This is a genomic window from Pontiella agarivorans (assembly GCF_034531395.1).
Classification (GTDB): domain Bacteria; phylum Verrucomicrobiota; class Kiritimatiellia; order Kiritimatiellales; family Pontiellaceae; genus Pontiella; species Pontiella agarivorans.
Genome location: NZ_JARVCO010000012.1, coordinates 63,246 through 86,050, shown reverse-complemented (window position 1 = coordinate 86,050; position 22,805 = coordinate 63,246). Strand labels below are relative to the sequence as shown.

The window sequence follows — 22,805 nt, the reverse complement described above, 5'->3', positions numbered from 1 at the left end:
TACGTTACGTGACTAGGCCGACAGGATGGGTTCGCCATCCTCGTTCTTCACCTGGAAGTTCAGCCCGAGGCCCTGCAGTTCCTTAATGAGTACGTTGAACGATTCCGGACGACCGGAGTCGAGGACGTTTTCGCCCTTCACAATCGCTTCGTACATCCGGGTACGTCCGGCAATGTCGTCGGATTTCACCGTCAGGATTTCCTGCAGTGCATGCGCCGCGCCGTAGGCCTCGAGAGCCCACACTTCCATTTCCCCGAAACGCTGCCCGCCGTACTGCGCTTTACCACCGAGAGGCTGCTGCGTTACGAGTGAGTACGGACCAACCGCACGGGCGTGGATCTTTTCGCTGACCAGATGGTGCAGTTTAAGCATATACATTACACCGACCACTACACGCTGTGCCATACGGTCACCTGTACGACCGTCGAACAGTTCAGTTTTACCGTCTTCTGAAAGGCCGGCTTCACCGAGCATTTTAAATACCTGTTCCTCGGAAATACCGTCAAAAATCGGAGTCGCAGCATGCATTCCGAGATGCTTACACGCCCAGCCAAGGTGAGTTTCCAAAACCTGACCGACGTTCATGCGCGAAGGTACCCCCAGCGGATTAAGTACAATATCCACCGGAGTTCCATCCGGAAGGAACGGCATGTCTTCTTCGGCAACAATCCGGGAAATAACCCCTTTATTACCATGGCGACCGGCCATCTTATCCCCTACGGACAGTTTCTTCTTCTCAGCAACATAAACCTTAACGGACTTCACGATACCCGCGTCAACTTCTTCGCCACTACCGGCGCGATCCATCGAGCGATCCTTGTCCTGCTTGGCTTCAACGAATTTATTACGATATTCATCGATAATACCCATAATCTTGATGCGGATCGGGGACGGATCGATTTCAACAAACTCGTAGTTCGCAGCCAGCTTACGCAGCAGCGTCTTTGTGATTTTACGGTTAGCCGGAATAATGACATCCCCCGAGCTGGAGTTCATCACATCAAGCGGAATCTTTTCACCAAGCAGAATATTGGAAAGCGCTTCGGTCAGGTCTTCGGTCAACTGCGCAACCACATCTTCGTGACGCTCAGCGATTTCCCTTTCTAGCTTTTTGACATCCGTCTGCTTGCCTTTATCAGGTGTAACACCCATGGCGTTGTTCTTGGACGAAACTTTCACGTCCATCACAATACCGTGCGTTCCTGAAGGCGCTTTAAGCGAAGTATCGCGTACATCTGCCGCTTTTTCACCGAAAATGGCACGCAACAAACGCTCTTCCGGAGCCAATTCTGTTTCACTCTTCGGTGTAATTTTACCGACTAGGATATCGCCGGGTTTCACCTCTGCACCGACCTGAATAATCCCGTCATGTGAGAGATTTTTCAGAGCTTCTTCACCTACATTCGGAATATCGCGCGTAATTTCTTCAGGGCCAAGTTTCGTATCGCGGGCTCCACATTCGAACTCTTCGATATGAATAGAGGTGTACACATCTTCACGTACCAGCTTCTGGTTGATCAGAATAGCATCCTCAAAGTTGTAACCCGACCATGGCATGAACGCGACAACCACATTCTTACCCAGGGCCAGTTCGCCCTCATCCGTACCCGATCCATCAGCCAGCACATCGCCGGCCTTGATTTTCTGACCTAACCTGACGACAGGCCGCTGGTTCAAACATGTTCCGGCGTTGGATCGCATGAATTTACGCAGTCTGTAATCCTGGAAATCATTACCGGTTTTTTTCACCGGCATTTTTCCATCCTTGGAAACGACAATACGGTCTGCCGAGGCATACGCCACTTTACCGTCTTCTTTTGCAATCACCAGAACACGGGAGTCGCGGGCCAGACGGCCTTCAATACCGGATCCGACAAACGGCCGGTCCGACTTCATCAGCGGAACAGCCTGACGTTGCATGTTCGAACCCATCAGCGCCCGGTTGGCATCGTCGTGCTCGAGGAAGGGGATCAACCCCGCAGCAATGGAGACCACCTGTTTCGGCGAAACGTCCATATACTCTACTTTTTCCGGCGGCACTTCAATAAAATCGCCACGTACACGAACCATCACGCGATCATTGACAAAACAGTTCTTTTCATCAAGCGGTGCATTGGCCTGCGCAATAACGTAACGCTCTTCTTCGTCAGCCGTCAACCAGTCGATGGTCTTGCTGACTTTGCCTTTGGCGCACTTCAGGTATGGCGTAACAATGAAGCCGTACTCATTCACCTTAGCAAAAGTCGAGAGCGACGAAATCAGACCGATGTTCGGCCCTTCAGGCGTTTCAATCGGGCAGATACGGCCGTAGTGCGAACTGTGTACGTCTCGAACCTCGAAACCGGCTCGATCACGATTCAAGCCGCCCGGGCCGAGCGCGGACAGACGACGCTTATGCGTCAATTCAGAAAGCGGATTCGTCTGATCCATAAACTGCGAAAGCTGGGAACGACCGAAAAAGTCCTTGATTACCGCGGAAAGCGCCTTCGGGTTGATCAGTTTCTGGGAAGACAGCCGGTCAACGGTGGTATCAAAAATGGTCATACGTTCTTTGACCAAACGCTGAATACGCGCCAAACCTACGCGGCACTGTCCTTCGAGCAGCTCACCGACGGTACGAATACGACGGGATCCAAGATGGTCAATATCGTCGAGCGTACCCTCTCCCATTCGAACCATGAGCAGATAGCGTAGAGCTTCTACTACATCTTCTGTTTCGAGGGTCAGCGAGGTGCTGTCGATGCCCAGCTTTTGCTGGATCTTATAACGCCCTACCCGCGACAGACTGAATCGCGCCTCATCAAAGAAAAGGCGTTTAATCATCTGACGGGCTGAGGCTGTGGTCGGCGGATCGCCTGGACGCAGCTTCTGGTAGAGGTCTTTCAGAGCTTCATCCACAGTACGAGTAGTGTCAGCCTGAACAGACTTCAGAAAGAGTCCCTGGTCCCAGGAAACATCCACAACAGAAACTTTTTTATACCCTGCCAGCTTCATACGCTGAATCATGTCAACGGTCAGCTGGTCATAACGGCGGCCGATGACCGACTCAGAGTCTGCATCTACGATGTCATCAGAAAGAACGAGGTTTTCGAGATCCTCTTCTTTATACGTTTTTTTGGAGAGAGAGAATTCTGCGAACTTGTAATAAAGTCCCAGGATTTCCTCGTCTTTTTCATAACCGAGCGCACGCAGGAAGGTAGATGCGAGAAACTTGCGGCGGCGACGCTTGCGGTCGAGATAAATATAGATCAGGTCGCTGGTGTCAAACTGAGCTTCGATCCAGGAACCGTGATCCGGAATAATTCTGAACGAATGCAGGATAGAACCATTGGCGTGCTGGGACTGTTCAAAACAGATCCCCGGCGAACGATGCAACTGGGAAACAATAACGCGCTCAGCGCCGTTAATGACGAAGCTTCCGCTGTCTGTCATGAGTGGTATTTCACCCATGAACAATGTGTCTTCACGCAGGTCTTCACCTTCACGCAGTTTAAACGTTACGTACAAAGGTGCCGAAAAGGTCTCGCCTTCTCGGATAGATTCCAAATGTTCAAGTTTCGGCTTTTTGATTTCGTAACTAACGAAATCGAGAGCGATCTGTCCATCGTAACTTTCAATAGGAAATGCCTCGCCGAGCACGGACTGCAATCCCATTTTTTTTCGACGGGAAGGAGAAACGTCCTGCTGCAGGAAGTCCCGATAGGAGTTAAGTTGGATTTCAATTAAGTCTGGCGCATCAAGCGCGTCTGTGAGTACTCCGAAGTTTTTTCTCTCAGCCATTCCGCACCTTCAAGGGTTGTTGTTGGATAACGCATGTTCCCCTTTGGTTCTCAAAGGGGAACAATACACATGCCGCACAAAGGCGGCACAATCTGTCAAAGATCAAGAAAACAAGGGGTTTTACTTGAGCTCGATAGATGCTCCAACACCCTCGAGTTTTTCTTTCATGGATTCAGCGTCCTCTTTGGAAACGCCGGCTTTGATGCTGCTCGGAGCACCGTCTACCAGTTCTTTTGCTTCTTTCAGACCCAGACCGGTAATACCGCGGAGCTCTTTGATGACCTGAATTTTTGATCCGCCTGCAGCGGTAAGAACAACTTCGAATTCAGTCTGCTCAGCGGCACCGCCGCCTTCTTCGTCACCTGCCGGTGCAGCAACTGCTACGGCGGCCGGAGCGGCAGCTGTAACCCCCAGACGATCTTCGAGCGCTTTAACGAGCTGAGAAAGTTCCAGAACAGAAATGGTTTCAACCCAGTCAACAAACTCGGCCATTTTACCTTCGAGTACTACTTCATCTTTTACTTCTTCGGACATTTGATACCTCCTATGAACTGCTATCTAATTCAAATTAAATGTTGTTATGCTTCTTGTTCTTTTTTTTCTTTTACTGCGCTCAGCACGTAAACCAGTGTAGAAACCTTCTGGTCCATCACACCGACCAACTGACTGCAAGGTGCCTGCAGAGTGCCGAGCAACTGTGCACGCAGGACATCCTTGGAAGGAAGTTTTGCAAGTGCTACAACGTCATTGGCAGTTACCGCTTTGCCTTCTACGAATCCACCGGTTACCACCGGCTTTTCATTCTTCGCAGTAAATTTCTTAATCACCTTGGCCACTTCAACCACATCGCCATCACCATGAATCATGGCGGTCTGCCCCTGGAGGAGCTCGGCAATATCTGCATCAACCGCACGGCTGAGCATGGTTTTCTTTACAACATTGAAGGAGGCACCGCGTTCACGCAGCGAGTCCTTTAATGCAGTGGTGGTGGGCATGTCCATGCCGGTATAGTCGGCAATGATCATGTAGAGTGCACCTGCAACGCGCTGATCAAGCTCAGCCGCTTCCGACACTTTTTCCGGCCGTACGCCTTTTTCTTCAGGTTTCATTTAAATCCCTTACCCTTCCCTATGCGGAGATTTCCTTCAGGGCGATCCGAAGACCCGGTCCCATTGTGGAAGAAATCGTAACACGTTTAATGTAGGTGCCTTTCGCGCTGGCCGGTCTTGCTCCGTTGATCGCATCAACGATGGCCTGGGCGTTTTCCAGCAGTGCGTTTTTTTCAAAAGAACGCTTACCGAAAGGAACAGCGATGTTCCCGTTACGATCCATACGAAACTCGACACGACCTGCCTTAAGCTGATTTACAGCCGCAGCAGTGTCATCGGTGACGGTTCCTGTTTTCGGATTCGGCATCAGACCGCGGGGACCCAGCACACGGGCCACTTTACGGACTTCTTTCATGGCGTCCGGCGTGGCAACAGCGGCATCAAAATCCGTCCAGCCGTCCTGTACTTTTTTAATCAGGTCTTCAAAACCCACTTCCAAGGCACCCGCTTCGCGGGCAGCTTCAGCAGCATCGCCGGTTGCGAAAACAATGATCCGGACATCTTTACCCGTTCCGTGCGGCAACGCAACAGTGGAACGGATCGCCTGATCCGATTTGGACGGGTCAACACCCATACGGAAAGCGAATTCCAATGTTTCATCAAACTTAGCGGTCGGGTTCTCCTGCAGGAAAGCAATAGCACCATCCATGGTGTAATCGTCCTTCAGTACCTTCTCCGAAACAGCACTGTATTTTTTTCCGTGAATAGCCATTATCCTTCCACCTCGATTCCCATGCTGCGCGCAGTACCTTCAATAATACGGACGGCGGCGTCGATGTCGCTGGCGTTGAGATCGTCTTTTTTGGTCTCAACAATTTCCTCGATCTGAGCGCGGGTTACCTTACCAACTTTGTCGCGGTTAGGAACTCCGGAACCTTTAGCCAGGCCGGCTGCTTTCTTCAGAAGAACCGCGGCCGGGGGGCTTTTGGTTTCAAACGAAAAGCTGCGATCGTTATATACGGTGATGACCACCGGAATAACCATTCCAGCTTTATCCTGCGTTGCGGCATTATAAGCCTTGCAGAATTCCATAATATTAACGCCGTGCTGACCCAGGGCGGGACCTACCGGCGGTGCAGGGTTTGCTCCCCCTGCCGGGATCTGCAATTTAATATACCCTGTGATTTCCTTAGCCATAACTATCCTCAATAAATTTTCTATTCGGCCGAACGCTCAACCTGCCAGTATTCCAACTCAACCGGCGCTTCGCGACCGAAGACAGAAACAAGCACTTTCAAGACACCGCGTTCTGGATCGACTTCATCGATAATACCGCTGGAACTGGTAAACGGTCCGTCGGTAACTTTCACGGTTTCGCCCGGTTCGAACATCACCTTCGGCGCAACGACTTCCTTTTTCTCTTCGATCTGATTGACGATGGCACTAACTTCATCATCACTCATCGCCGGCGGTCTTTCTCCGCCGAGGAACCCGATTACACCTGGGGTGTTCTGAATAAACGTCCAGGCTTCCGCATTAACCGACCTATCCTCGTTGTACAAACTGATATTAATCAGCAGGTACCCCGGGAAAAACTTACGGTTAACCGTTGTCTTTCTGCCTTGTTTAACTTCCGAGACCTTTTCAGAGGGGATCAGAACCTCTCCGATAAGATCTTCCATCTCCTCCTGCTGCACGCGGCTGGCAATGTTCTTCTGAACTTTCAGCTCGTGACCGGAAAGGGCATGTAGGATGAACCACTGTTTTGGCATGATTTCGTATCCCCGAATAAACTTAATGGATGATGAACTGTAAAAAGTTCATATTAACCAGATCACAAAGGCCGACAAATGCGCCGAGAATGATGACTGATACAATCACCACGATAGACTGACCGATCAGTTCTTTCTTAGTAGGCCATGTGCACTTAAGCAACTCGACCTTAACCTCTTCGAGAAATGTCCGCAGACTGCCTACACCTTCGTTTAGTTTACTCATTTTATGCTTTCCAGTTTCAAGATAGTGGCAGGACGGAAGGGACTCGAACCCCTAACAGCCGGTTTTGGAAACCGGTGCTCTACCAATTGAACTACCGTCCTGTCGTCAAATTGATCAACTATTTGGTTTCGCGGTGAAGTGTATGTGTACGACAGCGTGTACAGTATTTTTTTACTTCACGACGCTGTGTTTCCAGCTTCTTATTGCGTGTACCGGTGTAGTTGCGCTCTTTGCACTCGGTGCAGGCCAGAGTAATAATATCTCTTGGCATGTGATTTTATCCTGTTAGATGATAAACCGGCTACGGGCGGTTAACCCCGCCCGTCCCGGTTAATTACCGATGTTATTCAACGATTTCAATAACACGTCCGGCACCAACGGTGCGGCCGCCTTCGCGAATTGCGAAGCGCATGTGCTGTTCCATCGCGATCGGGGTGATGAGCTCAACATTCATTGTCACGTTGTCGCCAGGCATTACCATTTCAACACCTTCCGGCAACTGGATATCGCCGGTAACGTCCGTTGTACGGAAGTAGAACTGCGGGCGGTAACCTTTAAAGAACGGCGTATGACGACCGCCTTCTTCTTTGGACAGAACGTATACTTCGCCCTTGAATTTGGTGTGCGGGTTAATTGTACCCGGCTTAGCCAGAACCTGACCGCGCTGCACATCTTCTTTTTTGGTGCCGCGCAACAGAATACCCACGTTGTCGCCAGCCTGACCTTCATCGAGGATCTTGCGGAACATTTCAACGCCGGTGCAGGTCGTTTTTGCAGTATCTTTAATGCCGACAATTTCGATTTCGTCGCCGGTATGAATAGAACCACGCTCAACACGTCCGGTAACAACCGTACCACGACCTTCGATGGAGAATACGTCTTCGATCGGCATCAGGAAGTCCTGCTCGGTCAAACGTTCCGGCTCCGGAATCCATGCATCAAGTGCATCCATGAGTTCCTGAATACAATCAGCTTCCGGACCTTCCGGATTATTGATAGCACCCAGTGCAGAACCACGGATAATCGGGGAATCTTCTTCGAAATCATATTTCGCGAGGAGTTCCTGAATTTCCATCTCAACGAGCTCGATCAGCTCTTCGTCGTCAACCAGGTCGCACTTGTTGAGGAAAACAACAATTTTCGGAACACCAACCTGGCGGGCCAGAAGGATGTGCTCACGAGTCTGCGGCATCGGACCGGACGGAGCTTCAACCACCAGAATCGCGCCATCCATCTGCGCAGCACCGGTAATCATGTTTTTAACGTAGTCAGCATGGCCCGGGCAGTCAACGTGGGCGTAGTGACGGTTATCGGATTCGTACTCAACATGCGAAGTCGCGATGGTCAGAATCTTTGTCGAGTCACGGCGACCCTGGGATTCCGATGCTTTAGCAACGCTGTCGTACGCAATATACTCAGCCAGACCTTTAGCAGCCTGTACACAGGTGATTGCAGCGGTCGTGGTCGTTTTACCATGGTCAACGTGACCAATCGTGCCCACATTCACGTGGGGCTTTGTCCGTTCGAACTTATCCTTAGCCATTTTGTTTACCTCCTGATATCTCTCAGTTATTCACACTTTACAAATCGAATAAATGGAGCCCATGAGCAGATTTGAACTGCTGACCTCATCCTTACCAAGGATGCGCTCTACCAACTGAGCTACATGGGCCTGTTTATCCAAATAAAAAAACCATACAAACAAACCCCTTGCACACCGGTAAATAAATGCGCTCGAAAGCCTGTTCCCTCAAAATCGTCCCACCTGCCGCCCGAAGGGGGATTTGGCAAATAAGACGGCGCAATATATAGAACCCCGTGACATAGTCAACCCCGAAGCCCAAAAAACTTTAGTAATTTCAGCAGCAACCGCATCAGCCCTGCAAATACAGATGAATCAGCGACCGCCGACATCCTTTACACTGCCCACAAAAAGGAAGCTCAATCCGGCTTCATTTTTAATAAACAATAATCACCCCACCCTCCAGCTCCGAATTCAGCGAGCAGCCAACCGGAAATATTAAACTGTTGCTTTTTCCAAACCTCGGATGGCACATTCATGAGCGTGATGCTTACGAAATCTCTCAGAATATACGACTTTCTCGCAGCCACCGGGCTCATCGACGAAAAAAAACTTCAGGACCTCCTGAATGAGGCCCGCGCCAACGGGGCGCCTGTATGTCGTTTTATCATCGACAACGCCGAAATCAAGGAAGAGGAACTTCTGACAAAACTGGCGAAGGCCATGCAACTGCCCTTTCAGCGCCTGAAGGAAATCGAAATAGATAACGACATTCTCGAAAAATTGCCCACAAAAGCTATTTTTCAATACAACATCATACCGCTCAAAGAAGAAGACGGCTATCTAAAGGTTGCTACAAGCGATCCCTTCACCCCCGGACTGGTTGATGCACTCCGTCTGGCAGCTGAAAGCCGGATCCGACTGTCACTCAGCCCATCCGAGGACATTGAAACCGCCGCCAAGAAATTCTACGGCGTTGGCGCAGAAACCCTCGATCGTATGATGGAAAGCGGCGGGCTGGACCTGGACGATGAAGAAGATCTTCTAAAACAGGACCTCAGCGAACTCGACCAGGAGGCCTCAGTAGTTAAATTTGTGAACCAGATTATCTGGGAAGCCTATAAGGATCGGGCCACAGACATTCACATCGAACCCATGGAAATGGACCTGCGCATTCGCTACCGCATTGACGGCGTCCTGCATGAAACACCGATGCCCCCGCAGCTGAAACGCTTTCAATCCTCGGTCATCTCCCGCATCAAAGTAATGTCTAATATGGACATTGCCGAAAAACGTCTTCCGCAGGACGGCCGGATCAGCGTCCGCATTAAAGGAGCAGAAATTGATGTCCGCGTCTCGACCATGCCTACAGTTTACGGCGAATCCGTCAGCCTCCGTCTGCTGATGCGAGGCGGCGGCCTTGTAACCATGGCCGACCTGGGACTGAATAACCACGATTCCGACATTCTCAAAAAAATGATCACCCGCCCTCACGGCATTCTCCTGGTCACCGGGCCGACAGGGTCGGGCAAGTCCACCTCCCTCTATGCCTGGCTCCACACAATCAATTCCGTCGACAAACGAATCATGTCAGCCGAAGACCCGATTGAATACGAAATGGCCGGCGTCAACCAGGTACAGATGCGCCCGGAAATCGGACTGACCTTCGCCAACACCCTCCGCACCTTCCTGCGTCAGGACCCGGACGTGATTATGGTCGGGGAGATCCGCGACAAAGAAACCGCCGAAATTGCGATCCGTGCAGCGCTGACCGGCCATCTGGTTTTCAGCACCATTCACACGAACGATTCCGCAAGCACCGTTACCCGCCTGCTCGACATGGGCATTGAACCTTTCCTGGTCGCGTCTTCCGTAGAAGGCATTGTCGCCCAGCGCCTTGTACGCGGTCTATGCAACAACTGCAAACAGCCCAAAGAATACGACAAAGAATTTCTCGAGGAACACAGCTTCCCGATTGAGCGCCTCGCCAATGAAGGGCCGATTTATGAAGCTGTCGGTTGCGATGAATGCCGGGGCAGCGGCTATAAAGGACGAACAGGGATTTTTGAAATTCTGCACGTCACCGATGAAATCCGACCGCTCATCATTGCCCACGCATCAGCCGCCGAGATCAAAAACAGAGCGCTCGACCAAGGCGGCATGAAAACCCTGCGCGAAGACGGCTGGGACAAAGTGCTCGCCGGCATCACCACAATTGACGAAATCCTGCGCGTCTCCGAAGATGAAGAATTCGAAGACGCTTAATCCGGAGACTCACGGTCCCGGAGCTGCCGGACCGCTCGGCGGAAGAATCCCCTCCTCCACCAACTGATCATCCATCTCCTGAGTCAGCGGAATCGGAAGAGGCGGCATGCCCTGACGAATAACCTCCATCTGGTACTGGCGCAAATTTTCACGCACCTCTTCTCGCTTTGCAGCCTGCTCTTCAGGGGTCAACTCAGGCTCAGCCGGTTTTGTCGGCTGCTCCGGACGACGAAACCCGCTGCCGAATTTGCGCCGTTGCGCAACCGGCCCGGCTTTTTTAGCCGGCGTGGCCGCTGCCGCCTGTGTCAATTCAAAGGTAACCGGCTTCCCATTCATCTCAAGAGTCGCACTGCTTCTCAACACATCAATAGCCGTCAGCTTCATGCCCTGAAAACTCTCATTCAGCCGCAGCATAATACTGCGGGGATCCCCGGGCTTTGCCCCTTTATTTTCGAATCCCGCACGCAACTCGCCATTATCAGCTTCCAGCAGATAACAAAGACGTATCTTCTTTTCCATCTCCCTGGCCAGCTTAGCCGCCTCGGCGGCATCTTTCTTACTTTGCGCCTCTTCCCGCGCCAGATCCGCAGCAATCCCCGAATCCTCACCAAAAGGCGAGCGATCCACAATCACATCGTAACGCTCCCGCTTATACTCCTCGGCATCAGCAAAAACAGCCGCCGACACGGCCGCCATCAAAATCATCTGTATCAGTCTTCCAGCCATTGGAAATTCCTTCATTGAATACATAAAACAATGGGCGCTGACCCGCGGTTCGTCAAGCCCGCTTCCAATCCTTGAAAAACAACGTTCCCGGCCCAGGAACATTGCCGCCGCCATCGGATTCTTCTACCCTCCTTCAATGCCCGCAAAAACCATTATACTCACCGGAGCCAACTCCGAGATCGGCAAAGCAGCCGCAAAACATCTCGCCAATGCCGGCCACGTCGTAATTCTCGCCTGCCGCAGTCGGGAAAAAGCCGAGCAGGTCCGGCATGAAATAGGAAAAAACACAATCGCAGCCGAACTCGATCTGGCCTCCCGGCGCAGCATCCATGAATTCACCGACTGGGCCCACCGCGAACTCAACCGGATCGACGGCCTGATCAACAATGCCGCGGACTTCAACCTTTCCGAAACCGAACGCGAACTGACCTCCGACGGCTTTGAACGCATCTGGTTCACCAATCATCTCGCACCGGTCCTGCTGACAGACCGCCTGATGGATTACATCATCGCCAGTCCTCAGGGACGAATTATCAATATTTCCTCCAAAGGTTTACTCGCCCGCCCCTTCCAGACCGTGGACACGGAAGATCCCACGTTTGGAAACCGCCATTTCACTCCGGCAGCAGCCTACTATCAATCCAAAATGGCCCAAAGCATCTATACCGTCTGGCTGGCGCAGCAGCTTACCGGAACCATGGCCACCGCCAACTGCATCCGCGTCACCAATGTAAAAATCGACATCAACCGCTTTCCGGATCTGCCGCAGGGACTGAAAAACCTCTACACCTTAAAAGCACTGTTTTCCATTACCCCCGAAAAAATGGCGGAAACCTATGCAGCAGCCGTGCTCGATCCCGGATTCAGAAACATCTCCGGCGCCCTCATCAGCCATTCAGGAAAACAGGTACCGTTCCCGGCCTACGCAAAAGACCCGCTCTGCATTGAGCGGGTCATGAGTCTCACATACCGGCAACTGGGCATCGCGCCCGCCGTTACCTTTACCGGCGCTGACGACCAATCGGCACCGACAGGGTTCCGTTGAAGAATTCAATCAAATGGCCGCGTTCAACCAGCCAGCTGATCGGCTTCAGAGCATCCTTGGCCTCGGCCGATTTCGGATCGAGCGAAGGATGAAGCACTTCCAGCAGCTGCTCTCGTGTTGATCCGGGATTTTCCTTCAGAAACATCAGCACCTCGGCAATATTCGGCACCGTGTCCTGCGGCTTAATCGGATGCGGTTTAATATGCGTTACAAAGTTGATTTTTCCGGCTTTAAACAAATGCAGATGCATATGCCGGAATGCGGCCCGCATCGAAAAAGACATCGTCAGCGGAAACCGGCTCTCTTTACTCCAGACCCGCTTGATTGCAAACGTAATATCCCGGTCATCCAGCTCCCGCGCAATTACAGAAGGCACAATGGCACGGTGCGTTTTCTCGATCATGGAAGGCAGCTGTTTTTTAAACTCAATTTCAGCTTTTTTCAAATCCACCGGTTCCGCTTCAGGATCAGACTTCAACCGATAAACCGTCTGCTTCCGGCTCTCATCTTTCCATTGCTCCACAAGCTCTTCATCTTTCACAATTTCAATAAAACGCTTGTAGTCCTCCAACGGCATATTCGAAAAGCGTGCCGCATGCACTTCCGCCACCTTGTCATTATAACTGTGATGATTCGGCGGCCCCAGGAGAATTCCGGTTTTTGTACAACGCGCAACCCCAGGAAAACTTCCCGAAGGCGGATCGACCTCGATCTCCTCTTTTTCATATCGGTCTTCCAGATGGCTCGATAGAATATGCTGCTCAATCAGCTCTTGCGATGCCGCCACCGCCTTGCACGCTTTACACTGGTAGAGATGAAAATCAGGCGCCTCTTTGTTCACTTCAATTTTAACCAGATAACCTTCAGCATCATGAATCAGCAGACTGGCCAGGTCCATCAGCGGATAGGCACGGCGCGAATGGTGAATTTGACGGACCAGCGAGGCCAGCCGCTTTTGCTCCGGCAGAAATGAAACGCTGATCGGCAACTCTTTAACCGGCTCGCGCGACTCCCGTCTCGGTCGATCATCGCGCGGACGATCATCCCGGCGCGGTCGTTTAGAGCGGTCACGGTCATCCCGGTTCCCCTCCCGGCGGGGCCGGCCTTCGCGCCTCGGGCGCTCATCAAAATCCTTTCTGGAATAATGATTTTCTCCCGGCGGCTTCCTGGCCCACTGCGGAACAAAGTTCAGATCCAAAATCACGTCGCGGGCATCCCGCACTTCCTGGGAATGTGTTTTATCTTCCATGGCCATAACCGTGTGTTTTAATAAGTGAATTGCAAATCAGTCTAAATGATATTCGCTCTATGAAAAGCATTAACCCAATGTAGATTTCCAGCCTTTGGAAGAATGAAACAAAATCCCCAGACCTTTCTGCACGTCGACATGGATGCCTTTTTCGCCTCCGTGGAACAACGCGACCATCCGGAACTCCGCGGCAAACCCGTTGTTGTCGGGGCGGCGGCCGACCAGCGCGGCGTTGTGGCAGCCGCGTCTTACGAAGCGCGCAAATACGGCATACACTCCGCCATGCCCTCCCGCATCGCAAAACAAAAATGCCCGCATGCAGTTTTCGTTTCGAACAACATGGCCAATTACAAAGCTGTTTCGCGCGAAATCATGCGCATCTTCGAATCATATACCCCTCACGTCATGCCCCTTTCCATTGATGAAGCCTTTCTCGATGTCACCGGTGCCCGGCACCTCTTCGGCGATGGAAAAACCATGGCCGAAAAAATCCGTAACCACATCAGGGAACAGACACAGCTGACCGCATCCGTGGGCGTTGCACCGAATATGTTTCTCGCCAAGCTCGCCTCCGATATGAATAAACCGGACGGCCTCACCGTCGTTCCGTTCAATCAGGAAGCCATCGAGAAAATGCTCGCCCCCATGCCCATCGGCCGTATGTGGGGCGTAGGTAAAGTGACACAGAAAAAGCTGCTCTCCCTTGGCATCTCCACCATCGGCGATCTCCAAAACTTCGACTTCCAACGTCTGGAAAAGGTCCTCGGCCCAAAATCCGCCTATGGCTTCTCCCGCCTGTGCCGCGGAATTGACGACCGGAAAATCGGCACCGGGGCCGATGAAAAAAGCATTTCCAACGAAACCACCTTCCGACATGACATCACCGATCGGGAACAGATCGAAGCAACGTACAAACGCCTGATCGATAAAGTTGCTGCACGACTCCGCAAAGCCGGTTTTTATGCGACCACCGTTCACCTGCGTTTACGATGGAGCGACTTCACCACCATCACCCGCCAGACCAAAATCGCCATTCCGGCCAACGACGACATCACCCTGCGGGAAGTCGGTATGGAACTGCTCAACGAACACCTCCGCCACCGTCCCGTCCGGCTGATCGGCTTCGGCACCAGCGGACTCACCGAATCCGACAAACCCCGGACCCTCCAGATGAATCTGTTCGATTCCCCCGACACCGCACGCCACGAAAAACGAAACCGCCTCAGCCGGGCCGCCGATGCCATCAGAGAAAAGTACGGCATCAGCAGTCTGCGCCGCGGGTCAGACTTAGACTGAATTTTACATTTAAAACCTTTTTTGTCCATTATGCCCCCATCCACACGTTTCATGTGCAGAGACTTTTATGGTTTCTTCTTCCTATGGGCGCCGCAGGATATACCCCTCTTCCTGCGGCGCCCTCTCTTTTTATCATTCAAAGGCATCCCCGGACCGATCCCCTCAAACTCATCCCGAAAAATCTTCCCCCTTTCAAAAATACGGTTTAAAAACGCGCCTTTTAATTGCATTACGCTTTTATATTGCAATATCCGGATAAACGGATATACACCCTTCCAATCTTTGGAATTCGAGGTTTTCTGTTATGAAAAAAATTAAATACACATCCGATGCCGCCAACCGCTTTGCCGCCCTGCTGAAAGACCAGCACCTAATGCTCGACGGCGCCATGGGCACCATGATTCAGCAACACAAGCTCGAAGAAACCGATTTCCGCGGCGAACAGTTTGCCGACCACCCTTCCGACCTGAAGGGCAACAACGACCTGCTGGTACTCAGCAAACCACAGATCATTGAAGATATTCATGTAGAATTCATCGAAGCCGGTGCGGACATCATCGAAACCAACACCTTCAGCTCCACCACAATTTCCCAGGCCGACTATGGACTTGAACCGCTCGTTCGGGAGTTGAATATCGCCGCCGCCCGCATCGCACGAAATGCGGTAAACCGCGTACTTGAAAACAATCCGGAACGTACGCTGTTTGTGGCCGGATCCATTGGCCCCACCAATCGGACCGCCTCCATTTCCCCGGACGTCAATGATCCCGGATATCGTGCGGTCTCTTTCGATGACCTGGTCGAGGCCTACGCGGAACAGACCGAAGCCCTGATCGAAGGCGGGGTGGATCTCCTGCTGGTTGAAACCATCTTCGACACGCTTAACGCTAAAGCCGCCCTCTTTGCCATTGAGGAGGTCTTTGAAAAAACCGGCACCCGGCTTCCGGTGATGATCTCGGTAACCATCACTGACAGATCAGGCCGCACCCTTTCCGGTCAGACTCCGGAAGCATTCTGGTATTCCATCGAACACGCCAATCCGGTTTCGGTCGGCCTTAACTGCGCATTAGGTGCTGAAGATATGCGCCCCTATCTCGAAGAGCTTTCCAATGTGGCCCACTGCTACATCAGCATTTATGCCAACGCCGGACTGCCGAATGCATTCGGGGGCTATGATGACACGCCCGAAGACATGGCCCGGGTTTATGACGACTTTGCCAAACACGGTCTTGCCAATATCTGGGGCGGATGCTGCGGCACCACGCCCGCCCACATTCAGGGACTTGCCGCTGCCGTAAAAAAATATCCGCCGCGTATTCCTCCGGCACGGTCTAGCACACCGCGCTTCAGCGGACTTGAACCGCTGCGCATCACCCCCGAAATGAATCTGGTGATGGTCGGCGAGCGTTCCAACATTACCGGCTCGCCGAAATTTGCACGCCTGATTCGCGAAGGTAATCTCGATGAAGCCCTTCAGATTGCCCTTCAGCAGGTGGAAGCCGGGGCCAATCTGATTGATATCAACATGGATGAAGGCCTCATCGATTCCGTCGATATGATGGTTAAATTTCTGAATCTGGTCGCATCCGAACCGGACATCTGCCGCGTTCCGATCATGATCGACTCTTCAAAATGGGAGGTCATCGAAGCCGGCCTGAAATGCATTCAGGGCAAAGGCATCGTCAACTCAATCAGTATGAAGGAAGGCGAAGACCAGTTCCGCGAACATGCACGGAAAATTCAGCGCTACGGTGCCGGTATGGTGGTTATGGCCTTCGACGAAAAAGGCCAGGCCGACACCACCGAACGGCGGATCGAAATCTGCACCAGAGCTTATCGGATCCTTGTGGACGAAATCGGCATCGACCCGACCGACATTATTTTTGATCCCAACGTCTTCCCGGTCGGCACCGGCATGGAAGAACACCGCATCAACGCTGTTTCGTTCTTTGAAGCCACCAAAGTCATTCGCCAAACGCTTCCCGGCGTCTCCGTCAGCGGCGGCATCAGTAATGTCTCGTTTTCATTCCGCGGCAACAACCGGGTTCGCGAAGCCATTCACGCCGCCTTCCTCTACCATGGCACGGAAGCCGGTCTGAATATGGGAATTGTCAACCCGGGCATGCTCGAAGTTTACGACGAGGTTCCGAAAGAACTGATGACTCTCGTCGAGGATGTGGTGCTCAACCGCAATGAAGAAGCCACCGAAAAACTGATCGACTATGCCGAAAAGATTAAAGCCGAAGGTAGCGGTGCAAAAAAAGAAGTCGAAACCCAGGCCTGGCGCGAAGCCAGCGTGGAAGAACGGCTCAAACACGCCCTGGTGAAAGGCATCGTCGAATATGTTGTAGACGATGTGGAAGAAGCCCGGCAGAAATACGATCGGCCGCTTCACGTGATCGAAGGTCCGCTGATGGCCGGCATGGATGTGGTCGGCGACCTGTTCGGATCCGGAAAAATGTTCCTTCCGCAGGTGGTAAAATCCGCCCGGGTCATGAAAAAAGGCGTGGCTCACCTCCTGCCTTATATGGAGGAGGAAAAAGAAGAAGGAGAAGCTTCCTCGGCCGGAAAAATCCTGCTCGCTACGGTAAAAGGCGACGTGCATGACATCGGAAAGAACATCGTCGGCGTCGTACTCGCCTGCAACAATTTCGAAGTAAAAGACATCGGCGTTATGGTGCCGTGGGAAACCATTCTGAAAGAAGCCCGTGAATGGGGAGCAGATATCATTGGCCTTTCCGGTCTAATTACCCCGTCGCTCGATGAAATGGTGCACGTCGCCAAAGAGATGGAACGCGAAGGCCTGAAAACACCGCTGCTGATCGGCGGAGCCACCACCAGTAAAAAACACACCGCGGTCAAAATTGCGCCCGAATTCAGCGGACTCTCCATGCATGTGCTCGATGCCTCGCGCGCCGTCACCGTGGTACAGTCCATCCTCAGTGGCGATGAAAAATTCCAGAAAGCGGTGAAGTTTGAATACAACGCCATCAAAGAGCAGCACGAAGCCTCGCAGGAAGTCCGCGAGTTCCGAAGCCTGGAAAATGCACGCGCACGCGCCCTGCCCTTCGACTGGAAAGGCTACGTGCCGCCCACCCCGGAATTTATCGGCACTCGCGAGGTCAACATCACGATAAAAGAACTGGCCGAATGGATCGATTGGACTCCGTTTTTCTGGACCTGGGAACTGGAAGGGAAATACCCGACCATTCTTGAAAAACCCGGCGAACCCGGAGCTCGCGCTCGCGAGGTTTTCGACGATGCCCAGGCCATGCTGAAGCAGATTATTGAAGAGGACTGGTTCACCCCGAAAGGTGTGCACGCCTTCTTCCCGGCCGCGCGCGTCGGCGACAGCATTGAAGTCTATGCCGATGAATCACGTACCGAAAAAATTAATACCCTGCATTTTCTACGGCAGCAGATGATCAAAAAGGATGAAACGCCGAACCGCAGTCTGTGCGATTTCATTGCGCCGAAGGATTCCAGCTGTGCTGACTACATTGGCGCATTCTCCGTCACGGCCGGCCCCGAAGCCGTCGTGAAAGCCGAAGAATTTAAAGCCGATCACGACGACTATAACGCCATTATGGTTCAGGCGCTCTCCGACCGGCTTGCCGAAGCGTTTGCAGAATACCTGCATAAACAGACGCGCGATGCCTGGGGCTACGGAAAAGCAGAAACCTGCACAATCGAGCAGATGATCAAAGAGAAATATCAGGGCATCCGCCCGGCGGCCGGGTATCCGGCCTGCCCGGACCACACCGAAAAGAAAACCATTTTCCAACTTCTGGAGACAACGAAACGGACCGGGATTGAACTGACAGAGTCCATGGCAATGACGCCGCCGAGCTCGGTGTCCGGCCTCTACTTCTCGCATCCGGAATCCCGCTATTTCCCGCTCGGCCGAATCAACAAAGACCAAGTTGCCGACTATGCCGAACGTAAAGGCTGGGATATGAAAACCGCCGAAAAATGGCTGGCCCCCAGCCTCGGATACAATTACTGAAGCTGATTCCCCATCGTGGAATAATAGGAATGACAGATATGAAAAACATTCTTGAACGTTTGACAGAACATCCCCTCATCTTCGACGGGGCGATGGGAACGATGATTTATTCGAAGGGCGTATTCATCAACACGTGCTACGAACATCTGTGTGTCACCAACCCGAAACTGATTGCCGGAATACATCAGGAATATGCCGACGCCGGCGCAGACGTTATTGAAACCAACACGTTCGGGGCCAACCGTCTCAAACTGACCGGCCACGGTCTGGCCGACCAGCTCGAAGCCATCAACCGTGCCGCGGTCCGGCTCGCACGCAATGCGGCCGGACCAGATGCGCTGGTTGCCGGATCAGTCGGACCGATCCTCAAATCCGCTTCCGTCTTTCTGGAATCCAAAGCCGGTGAACTGGCGGAAATTTTCCGGGAACAGATTGCTGTACTGGCCGATGAAGGCGTCGATTTCTTTCTTTTCGAAACGTTCTCGCATGTGCAGGAAGCCCAGCTTGCCGCCAAAGTGGCAAAGGAATTCGGGCGACCGGTCTTCGTTTCCATGACAGCCGGGAAAGAAGGCAAAACCGTAAAAGGACGCCCCATCGAACAGATTATCCAAACCCTGGAAAATGACTCCAATGTCGACGGCGTCGGCCTCAACTGCGGCGTCGGACCGGCGGCGGCCTACAGCAACGCTGAACGCGCCCTGCCCCATACCACAAAACCGCTAGTGGTCATGGCCAATGCCGGCCTTCCGCAGGAAGTTGACGGCCGTATGATCTATATGGCTTCCCCGGAATATTTCACCGAATACGCTAAACGCATGATCCAGCTCGGCGTCCGCGGCGTCGGCGGATGCTGCGGTACAACCCCGGCCGACATCGCCACAATGGCCAAAAGCATTAAATCGATGACCGGGGTCAAACAGCACATCGCGATTGCCCGGCACGACGATCACGAAGCGCCGGAAGTGGAGGTCATTCCTGCGGCGGAAAAATGCGGATTCGGCGCCAAACTGGCCCGCGGCGAAAAAGTGACCAGTGTGGAAATCACACCGCCGCGCTCCATCGATCTCAAGCCGATGCTCGCCCAGTGCCGAACGTGCAAAGAGGCCGGAATTGACGCCATCAACATTCCTGACGGTCCGCGGGCATCAGCCCGCATTTCCCCCATGGTTGCTGCGCTGGCAGTCGAGCGCGAAGTCGGCATTGAAACGGTGCTGCACTACTGCTGCCGCGATCGCAACCTGATCGGCATGCAATCCGATCTGCTCGGTGGCTATGCCGGCGGCCTGCGCAACTATCTCATCATTACCGGAGACCCGCCGAAACTCGGCGATTACCCCGACTCAACCGCGGTTTTTGATGTTGATGCGGTCGGTCTGACGCAGGTCGTGAACAACCTGAATCATGGCATCGATGTCGGCGGAAACATCATTAATCCTCCCACAGGTATTCTGATCGGTGTCGGCGCCAATCCCTGCGCCGTGGAACCGGAACGCGAGTTGCAGCATTATCTCAACAAAATCAATGCCGGTGCGGAATATGCCATCACCCAGCCGATTTTTGATCCCGAGGCCCTGCTGCGCTTCATGGATGCCGCGGAAGAAAAAGGCGGCAGTATTCCGGTCGTCGCCGGTGTCTGGCCGCTGGTCTCCCTGCGTAATGCGGAATTCCTGGCGAATGAAGTGCCGGGGGTGGAAATTCCGGATGCCATTCTCGAACGCATGAGCCATGCAAAAACCAAGGAAGACGGCCGCGCTCTGGGCATCGAAATTGCCCGCGAAATCTGTGAAGCCATTTCCGACCGCGTCGCCGGCTATCAGGTCAGCGCCCCGTTTGGCATCGTCGACCTTGCGCTGAAGGTGCTTGCATAGCACGGGGCCCGCGCACGGTCCGGTTAAATAATTCATCCAAGGGCTGGAAATATTTCCGCCTCGGCCGTATATAGTACCGTTTTAGTGAGGTTTAAAATTTATGACACAGGATTTGGAAAAACTTTTCACCTATTACCGCGAAGGCGACAACCAGTTCAAAATCGCCGGCGGCGTGGAAGGTTGCTATAAACTCGCCAACGATTTTTATGATATTATGGAAACGCTTCCGGAAGCCCGGAAGATTCTTTTCATGCATCCGAACGATCTGAGCGAATCACGCGACAAGCTCGCCTGTTTTCTGTCCGGCTATATGAACGGCCCGGAGCTTTTTGAAGAAAAATACGGTCCCGTTGCACTCGGTGCCGCGCACGCGCATTTACCGATTTCCGGAAAAGAAAAAGACATGTGGCTGCTCTGCATGGAAAAAGCGCTCGAAAAACAGGATTGGCCGGAAGAATTCAAGGCCTTTATGCTGATGCGGCTCAATACGCCCGCATCGCGTATCCAGAACCGGCCTTAGTTTTCCAATGTCTGGAAAATAATACCGGAAAGATCGGCAACATTAATCGGCTTCGTGATATAGCCGTCCATGCCGGATTCCAGACAGCGTTCGCGATCACCGCAGAGGGCATGGGCCGTCATGGCAATAATCGGCATCCGCGGCAGGTTATTCTCTTTTTCCAATGACCGGATCACCTGCGTGGTTTCCAACCCGTCCATTTTCGGCATCTGAACATCCATCAGAATCAGGTCATAAGAATGGCTTTTGACCCGCTCAATGGCCTCTTCCCCATCGCCGACCGCTTCGGCATGAACCCCCATCTTCACCAGTGTGCGTACCGCCACCGTTTGATTTACACGATTATCCTCCACCACCAGAATGCGCAGTTCACTATCCATTTCACGAATGCGACTGCGGGCCATGACCATGACATCCTGGGTATCGGAGGGCTCTTCTTTAACGGGGCGTTGTGCGGTATCGACAAAGTCAAATACGCCCTGCCCATGGATTTTCTGCAAGTTTACAGGAATTTCAAACCAGAAAAGCGATCCCTGCCCGGGAACACTGCTCACACCGATTTCACCGCCCATAATTTCGACCAGTTGCTTGCAGATGGTCAGGCCCAGTCCGGTACCTCCATATTTCCGCGAAGTGGAGCTGTCCTGCTGCTGAAAAGCTTCGAATACATACCGCAGTTTTTCCTCTTCAATCCCGATTCCGGTATCCTGCACCTCGAACCGGAGATGGATGTGGTCCGCATGATTATTGGCCATCCTCACAAACAGTGATACCTCACCTTCATCGGTAAACTTAATCGCGTTCCCGATCAGGTTTGTAAGAATCTGCCGCAACCGGGCCACATCACCGCACAGTTTTTCGGGAGCGCCCGGTTCCACCTGTACACACAGACCGATACCCTTTTTCTCGGCCTGCACGGTCAACATAGCCTTCAGATCCCCCAAAACTTCCTTCAGGTTAAAATCGCGGATTTCCACCGCCATATGCCCCGCTTCAATTTTGGAAAAATCAAGAATGTCATTTACAATGGAAAGCAGGGCTTTACCGCTTCGGTGAACCGTTGAGGCCAGCTCCTGCTGGTCCTCATTCAGATTGGAGTCGAGCAGCAGATTGGTCACGCCGATGATACCGTTCATCGGCGTGCGGATCTCATGACTCATATTCGCCAGAAACTGACTTTTGGCCACGCTGGCCGCCTGAGCATCAATAGCCAGTTTGTTTGCCCGGGAAATCGATTTCTGGAGTTGCGCGTTGGCTTCCTGCAGTTTTTCCCGAGCCTCCTCTGTATCCTCGTTCATACTGACCAGGATCGCAATATCCGCATCCCGTTTGCTGACATCCTTAGCCTCTTTCAGCAAACGCTGAAGAGAACGGTTCTGAACCACCAGAATGGTGATCACCGTCACAGCAGCAAGTAACAGAAAAACTAAGAAAATCAGGTCCATATATCTCAATCACGGAAGATCCCTGCGCCCTCCGTT

The 22,805-nt window shown here is 52.6% G+C and carries 18 protein-coding genes and 2 tRNA genes; 6 read left to right on the top strand and 14 right to left on the bottom strand.

Annotated elements, in window-relative coordinates:
* Positions 1-12: 12 nt before the first annotated feature.
* From rpoB to P9H32_RS13265, 11 genes are all read right to left on the bottom strand, one after another.
* Positions 13-3,780 carry a DNA-directed RNA polymerase subunit beta gene (gene rpoB, locus P9H32_RS13315; protein ID WP_322609401.1) on the bottom strand — a complete coding sequence of 1,256 codons (3,768 nt, stop codon included), beginning with the start codon at positions 3,778-3,780 and terminating at the stop codon, positions 13-15.
* A 120-nt stretch (positions 3,781-3,900) separates the two neighbouring features.
* Positions 3,901-4,272, bottom strand: coding sequence for a 50S ribosomal protein L7/L12 (rplL, locus tag P9H32_RS13310; RefSeq protein ID WP_322610330.1), 372 nt, complete (start codon positions 4,270-4,272; stop codon positions 3,901-3,903).
* Positions 4,273-4,358: 86 nt separating this feature from the next.
* A complete protein-coding gene (rplJ, locus tag P9H32_RS13305) occupies positions 4,359-4,889 on the bottom strand; it encodes a 50S ribosomal protein L10 (RefSeq protein WP_322609400.1) in 531 nt (176 codons plus the stop codon).
* Between the two features lie 19 nt (positions 4,890-4,908).
* Positions 4,909-5,601, bottom strand: a complete 693-nt coding sequence (gene rplA, locus P9H32_RS13300) for a 50S ribosomal protein L1 (RefSeq protein WP_322609399.1) — start codon at positions 5,599-5,601, stop codon at positions 4,909-4,911.
* The gene (rplK, locus tag P9H32_RS13295) at positions 5,601-6,026 is read right to left on the bottom strand and encodes a 50S ribosomal protein L11 (protein ID WP_322609398.1); all 426 of its coding nucleotides are present in this window, start codon (positions 6,024-6,026) and stop codon (positions 5,601-5,603) included. The genes rplA and rplK overlap by 1 nt, the downstream gene beginning before the upstream one ends.
* Before the next feature lie 20 nt (positions 6,027-6,046).
* Complete coding sequence (nusG, locus tag P9H32_RS13290; protein ID WP_322609397.1) at positions 6,047-6,601, bottom strand: transcription termination/antitermination protein NusG; 555 nt, start codon at positions 6,599-6,601, stop codon at positions 6,047-6,049.
* Between the two features lie 22 nt (positions 6,602-6,623).
* Complete coding sequence (gene secE, locus P9H32_RS13285) at positions 6,624-6,827, bottom strand: preprotein translocase subunit SecE (protein ID WP_322609396.1); 204 nt, start codon at positions 6,825-6,827, stop codon at positions 6,624-6,626.
* A 25-nt stretch (positions 6,828-6,852) separates the two neighbouring features.
* A tRNA-Trp gene (locus tag P9H32_RS13280) sits at positions 6,853-6,928 on the bottom strand.
* Between the two features lie 17 nt (positions 6,929-6,945).
* Positions 6,946-7,098, bottom strand: a complete 153-nt coding sequence (gene rpmG, locus P9H32_RS13275) for a 50S ribosomal protein L33 (protein ID WP_322609395.1) — start codon at positions 7,096-7,098, stop codon at positions 6,946-6,948.
* Positions 7,099-7,170: 72 nt separating this feature from the next.
* A complete protein-coding gene (tuf, locus tag P9H32_RS13270) occupies positions 7,171-8,370 on the bottom strand; it encodes an elongation factor Tu (protein WP_322609394.1) in 1,200 nt (399 codons plus the stop codon).
* A 53-nt stretch (positions 8,371-8,423) separates the two neighbouring features.
* Positions 8,424-8,499: transfer RNA gene (locus tag P9H32_RS13265), tRNA-Thr, on the bottom strand.
* A 387-nt stretch (positions 8,500-8,886) separates the two neighbouring features.
* Between P9H32_RS13265 and P9H32_RS13260 the strand changes: the two genes are divergently transcribed.
* Positions 8,887-10,614 carry a GspE/PulE family protein gene (locus P9H32_RS13260; RefSeq protein ID WP_322609393.1) on the top strand — a complete coding sequence of 576 codons (1,728 nt, stop codon included), beginning with the start codon at positions 8,887-8,889 and terminating at the stop codon, positions 10,612-10,614.
* 9 nt (positions 10,615-10,623) lie between these two features.
* Here the strand turns inward: P9H32_RS13260 and P9H32_RS13255 are convergent, their stop codons facing one another.
* Positions 10,624-11,340 (bottom strand): hypothetical protein, encoded by a 717-nt coding sequence (locus tag P9H32_RS13255; protein ID WP_322609392.1) that lies wholly within the window; start codon positions 11,338-11,340, stop codon positions 10,624-10,626.
* 136 nt (positions 11,341-11,476) lie between these two features.
* Between P9H32_RS13255 and P9H32_RS13250 the strand changes: the two genes are divergently transcribed.
* A complete protein-coding gene (locus P9H32_RS13250; protein WP_322609391.1) occupies positions 11,477-12,385 on the top strand; it encodes an SDR family NAD(P)-dependent oxidoreductase in 909 nt (302 codons plus the stop codon).
* Here P9H32_RS13250 and P9H32_RS13245 read toward each other — a convergent pair.
* The gene (locus tag P9H32_RS13245; RefSeq protein WP_322609390.1) at positions 12,342-13,634 is read right to left on the bottom strand and encodes a hypothetical protein; all 1,293 of its coding nucleotides are present in this window, start codon (positions 13,632-13,634) and stop codon (positions 12,342-12,344) included. The genes P9H32_RS13250 and P9H32_RS13245 overlap by 44 nt on opposite strands.
* A 102-nt stretch (positions 13,635-13,736) precedes the next feature.
* On the opposite strand from P9H32_RS13245, the gene dinB reads away from it, so the two are divergent.
* The 4 genes from dinB to P9H32_RS13225 all read left to right on the top strand — a co-directional run bounded on the left by dinB (position 13,737) and on the right by P9H32_RS13225 (position 21,324).
* Entirely contained in the window at positions 13,737-14,930 is a 1,194-nt protein-coding gene (gene dinB / locus P9H32_RS13240; RefSeq protein WP_322609389.1) for a DNA polymerase IV, read from the top strand.
* 304 nt (positions 14,931-15,234) lie between these two features.
* Positions 15,235-18,936: a methionine synthase gene (gene metH / locus P9H32_RS13235; protein WP_322609388.1), complete on the top strand. Its 3,702-nt coding sequence runs from the start codon at positions 15,235-15,237 to the stop codon at positions 18,934-18,936.
* A 38-nt stretch (positions 18,937-18,974) separates the two neighbouring features.
* A complete protein-coding gene (locus tag P9H32_RS13230) occupies positions 18,975-20,804 on the top strand; it encodes a bifunctional homocysteine S-methyltransferase/methylenetetrahydrofolate reductase (RefSeq protein ID WP_322609387.1) in 1,830 nt (609 codons plus the stop codon).
* Positions 20,805-20,904: 100 nt separating this feature from the next.
* Entirely contained in the window at positions 20,905-21,324 is a 420-nt protein-coding gene (locus P9H32_RS13225; protein ID WP_322609386.1) for a group II truncated hemoglobin, read from the top strand.
* Here P9H32_RS13225 and P9H32_RS13220 read toward each other — a convergent pair.
* The gene (locus P9H32_RS13220) at positions 21,321-22,769 is read right to left on the bottom strand and encodes an ATP-binding protein (protein ID WP_322609385.1); all 1,449 of its coding nucleotides are present in this window, start codon (positions 22,767-22,769) and stop codon (positions 21,321-21,323) included. The two genes, P9H32_RS13225 and P9H32_RS13220, sit on opposite strands and share 4 nt — an antisense overlap.
* Positions 22,770-22,805 lie beyond the last annotated feature (36 nt).

Excerpts from the sequence above, each read along its gene's own strand:
- P9H32_RS13255 (WP_322609392.1), bottom strand. The coding sequence starts at position 11,340 with ATGGCTGGAAGACTGATACAGATGATTTTGATGGCGGCCGTGTCGGCG.
- P9H32_RS13245 (WP_322609390.1), bottom strand. The coding sequence starts at position 13,634 with ATGGAAGATAAAACACATTCCCAGGAAGTGCGGGATGCCCGCGACGTG.
- P9H32_RS13225 (WP_322609386.1), top strand. The coding sequence starts at position 20,905 with ATGACACAGGATTTGGAAAAACTTTTCACCTATTACCGCGAAGGCGAC.
- secE (WP_322609396.1), bottom strand. The coding sequence starts at position 6,827 with ATGAGTAAACTAAACGAAGGTGTAGGCAGTCTGCGGACATTTCTCGAA.
- dinB (WP_322609389.1), top strand. The coding sequence starts at position 13,737 with ATGAAACAAAATCCCCAGACCTTTCTGCACGTCGACATGGATGCCTTT.
- P9H32_RS13260 (WP_322609393.1), top strand. The coding sequence starts at position 8,887 with ATGAGCGTGATGCTTACGAAATCTCTCAGAATATACGACTTTCTCGCA.
- P9H32_RS13220 (WP_322609385.1), bottom strand. The coding sequence starts at position 22,769 with ATGGACCTGATTTTCTTAGTTTTTCTGTTACTTGCTGCTGTGACGGTG.
- rpmG (WP_322609395.1), bottom strand. The coding sequence starts at position 7,098 with ATGCCAAGAGATATTATTACTCTGGCCTGCACCGAGTGCAAAGAGCGC.
- rplL (WP_322610330.1), bottom strand. The coding sequence starts at position 4,272 with ATGGCCGAGTTTGTTGACTGGGTTGAAACCATTTCTGTTCTGGAACTT.
- metH (WP_322609388.1), top strand. The coding sequence starts at position 15,235 with ATGAAAAAAATTAAATACACATCCGATGCCGCCAACCGCTTTGCCGCC.
- rpoB (WP_322609401.1), bottom strand. The coding sequence starts at position 3,780 with ATGGCTGAGAGAAAAAACTTCGGAGTACTCACAGACGCGCTTGATGCG.
- tuf (WP_322609394.1), bottom strand. The coding sequence starts at position 8,370 with ATGGCTAAGGATAAGTTCGAACGGACAAAGCCCCACGTGAATGTGGGC.
- rplK (WP_322609398.1), bottom strand. The coding sequence starts at position 6,026 with ATGGCTAAGGAAATCACAGGGTATATTAAATTGCAGATCCCGGCAGGG.
- P9H32_RS13250 (WP_322609391.1), top strand. The coding sequence starts at position 11,477 with ATGCCCGCAAAAACCATTATACTCACCGGAGCCAACTCCGAGATCGGC.
- rplJ (WP_322609400.1), bottom strand. The coding sequence starts at position 4,889 with ATGAAACCTGAAGAAAAAGGCGTACGGCCGGAAAAAGTGTCGGAAGCG.
- rplA (WP_322609399.1), bottom strand. The coding sequence starts at position 5,601 with ATGGCTATTCACGGAAAAAAATACAGTGCTGTTTCGGAGAAGGTACTG.
- nusG (WP_322609397.1), bottom strand. The coding sequence starts at position 6,601 with ATGCCAAAACAGTGGTTCATCCTACATGCCCTTTCCGGTCACGAGCTG.
- P9H32_RS13230 (WP_322609387.1), top strand. The coding sequence starts at position 18,975 with ATGAAAAACATTCTTGAACGTTTGACAGAACATCCCCTCATCTTCGAC.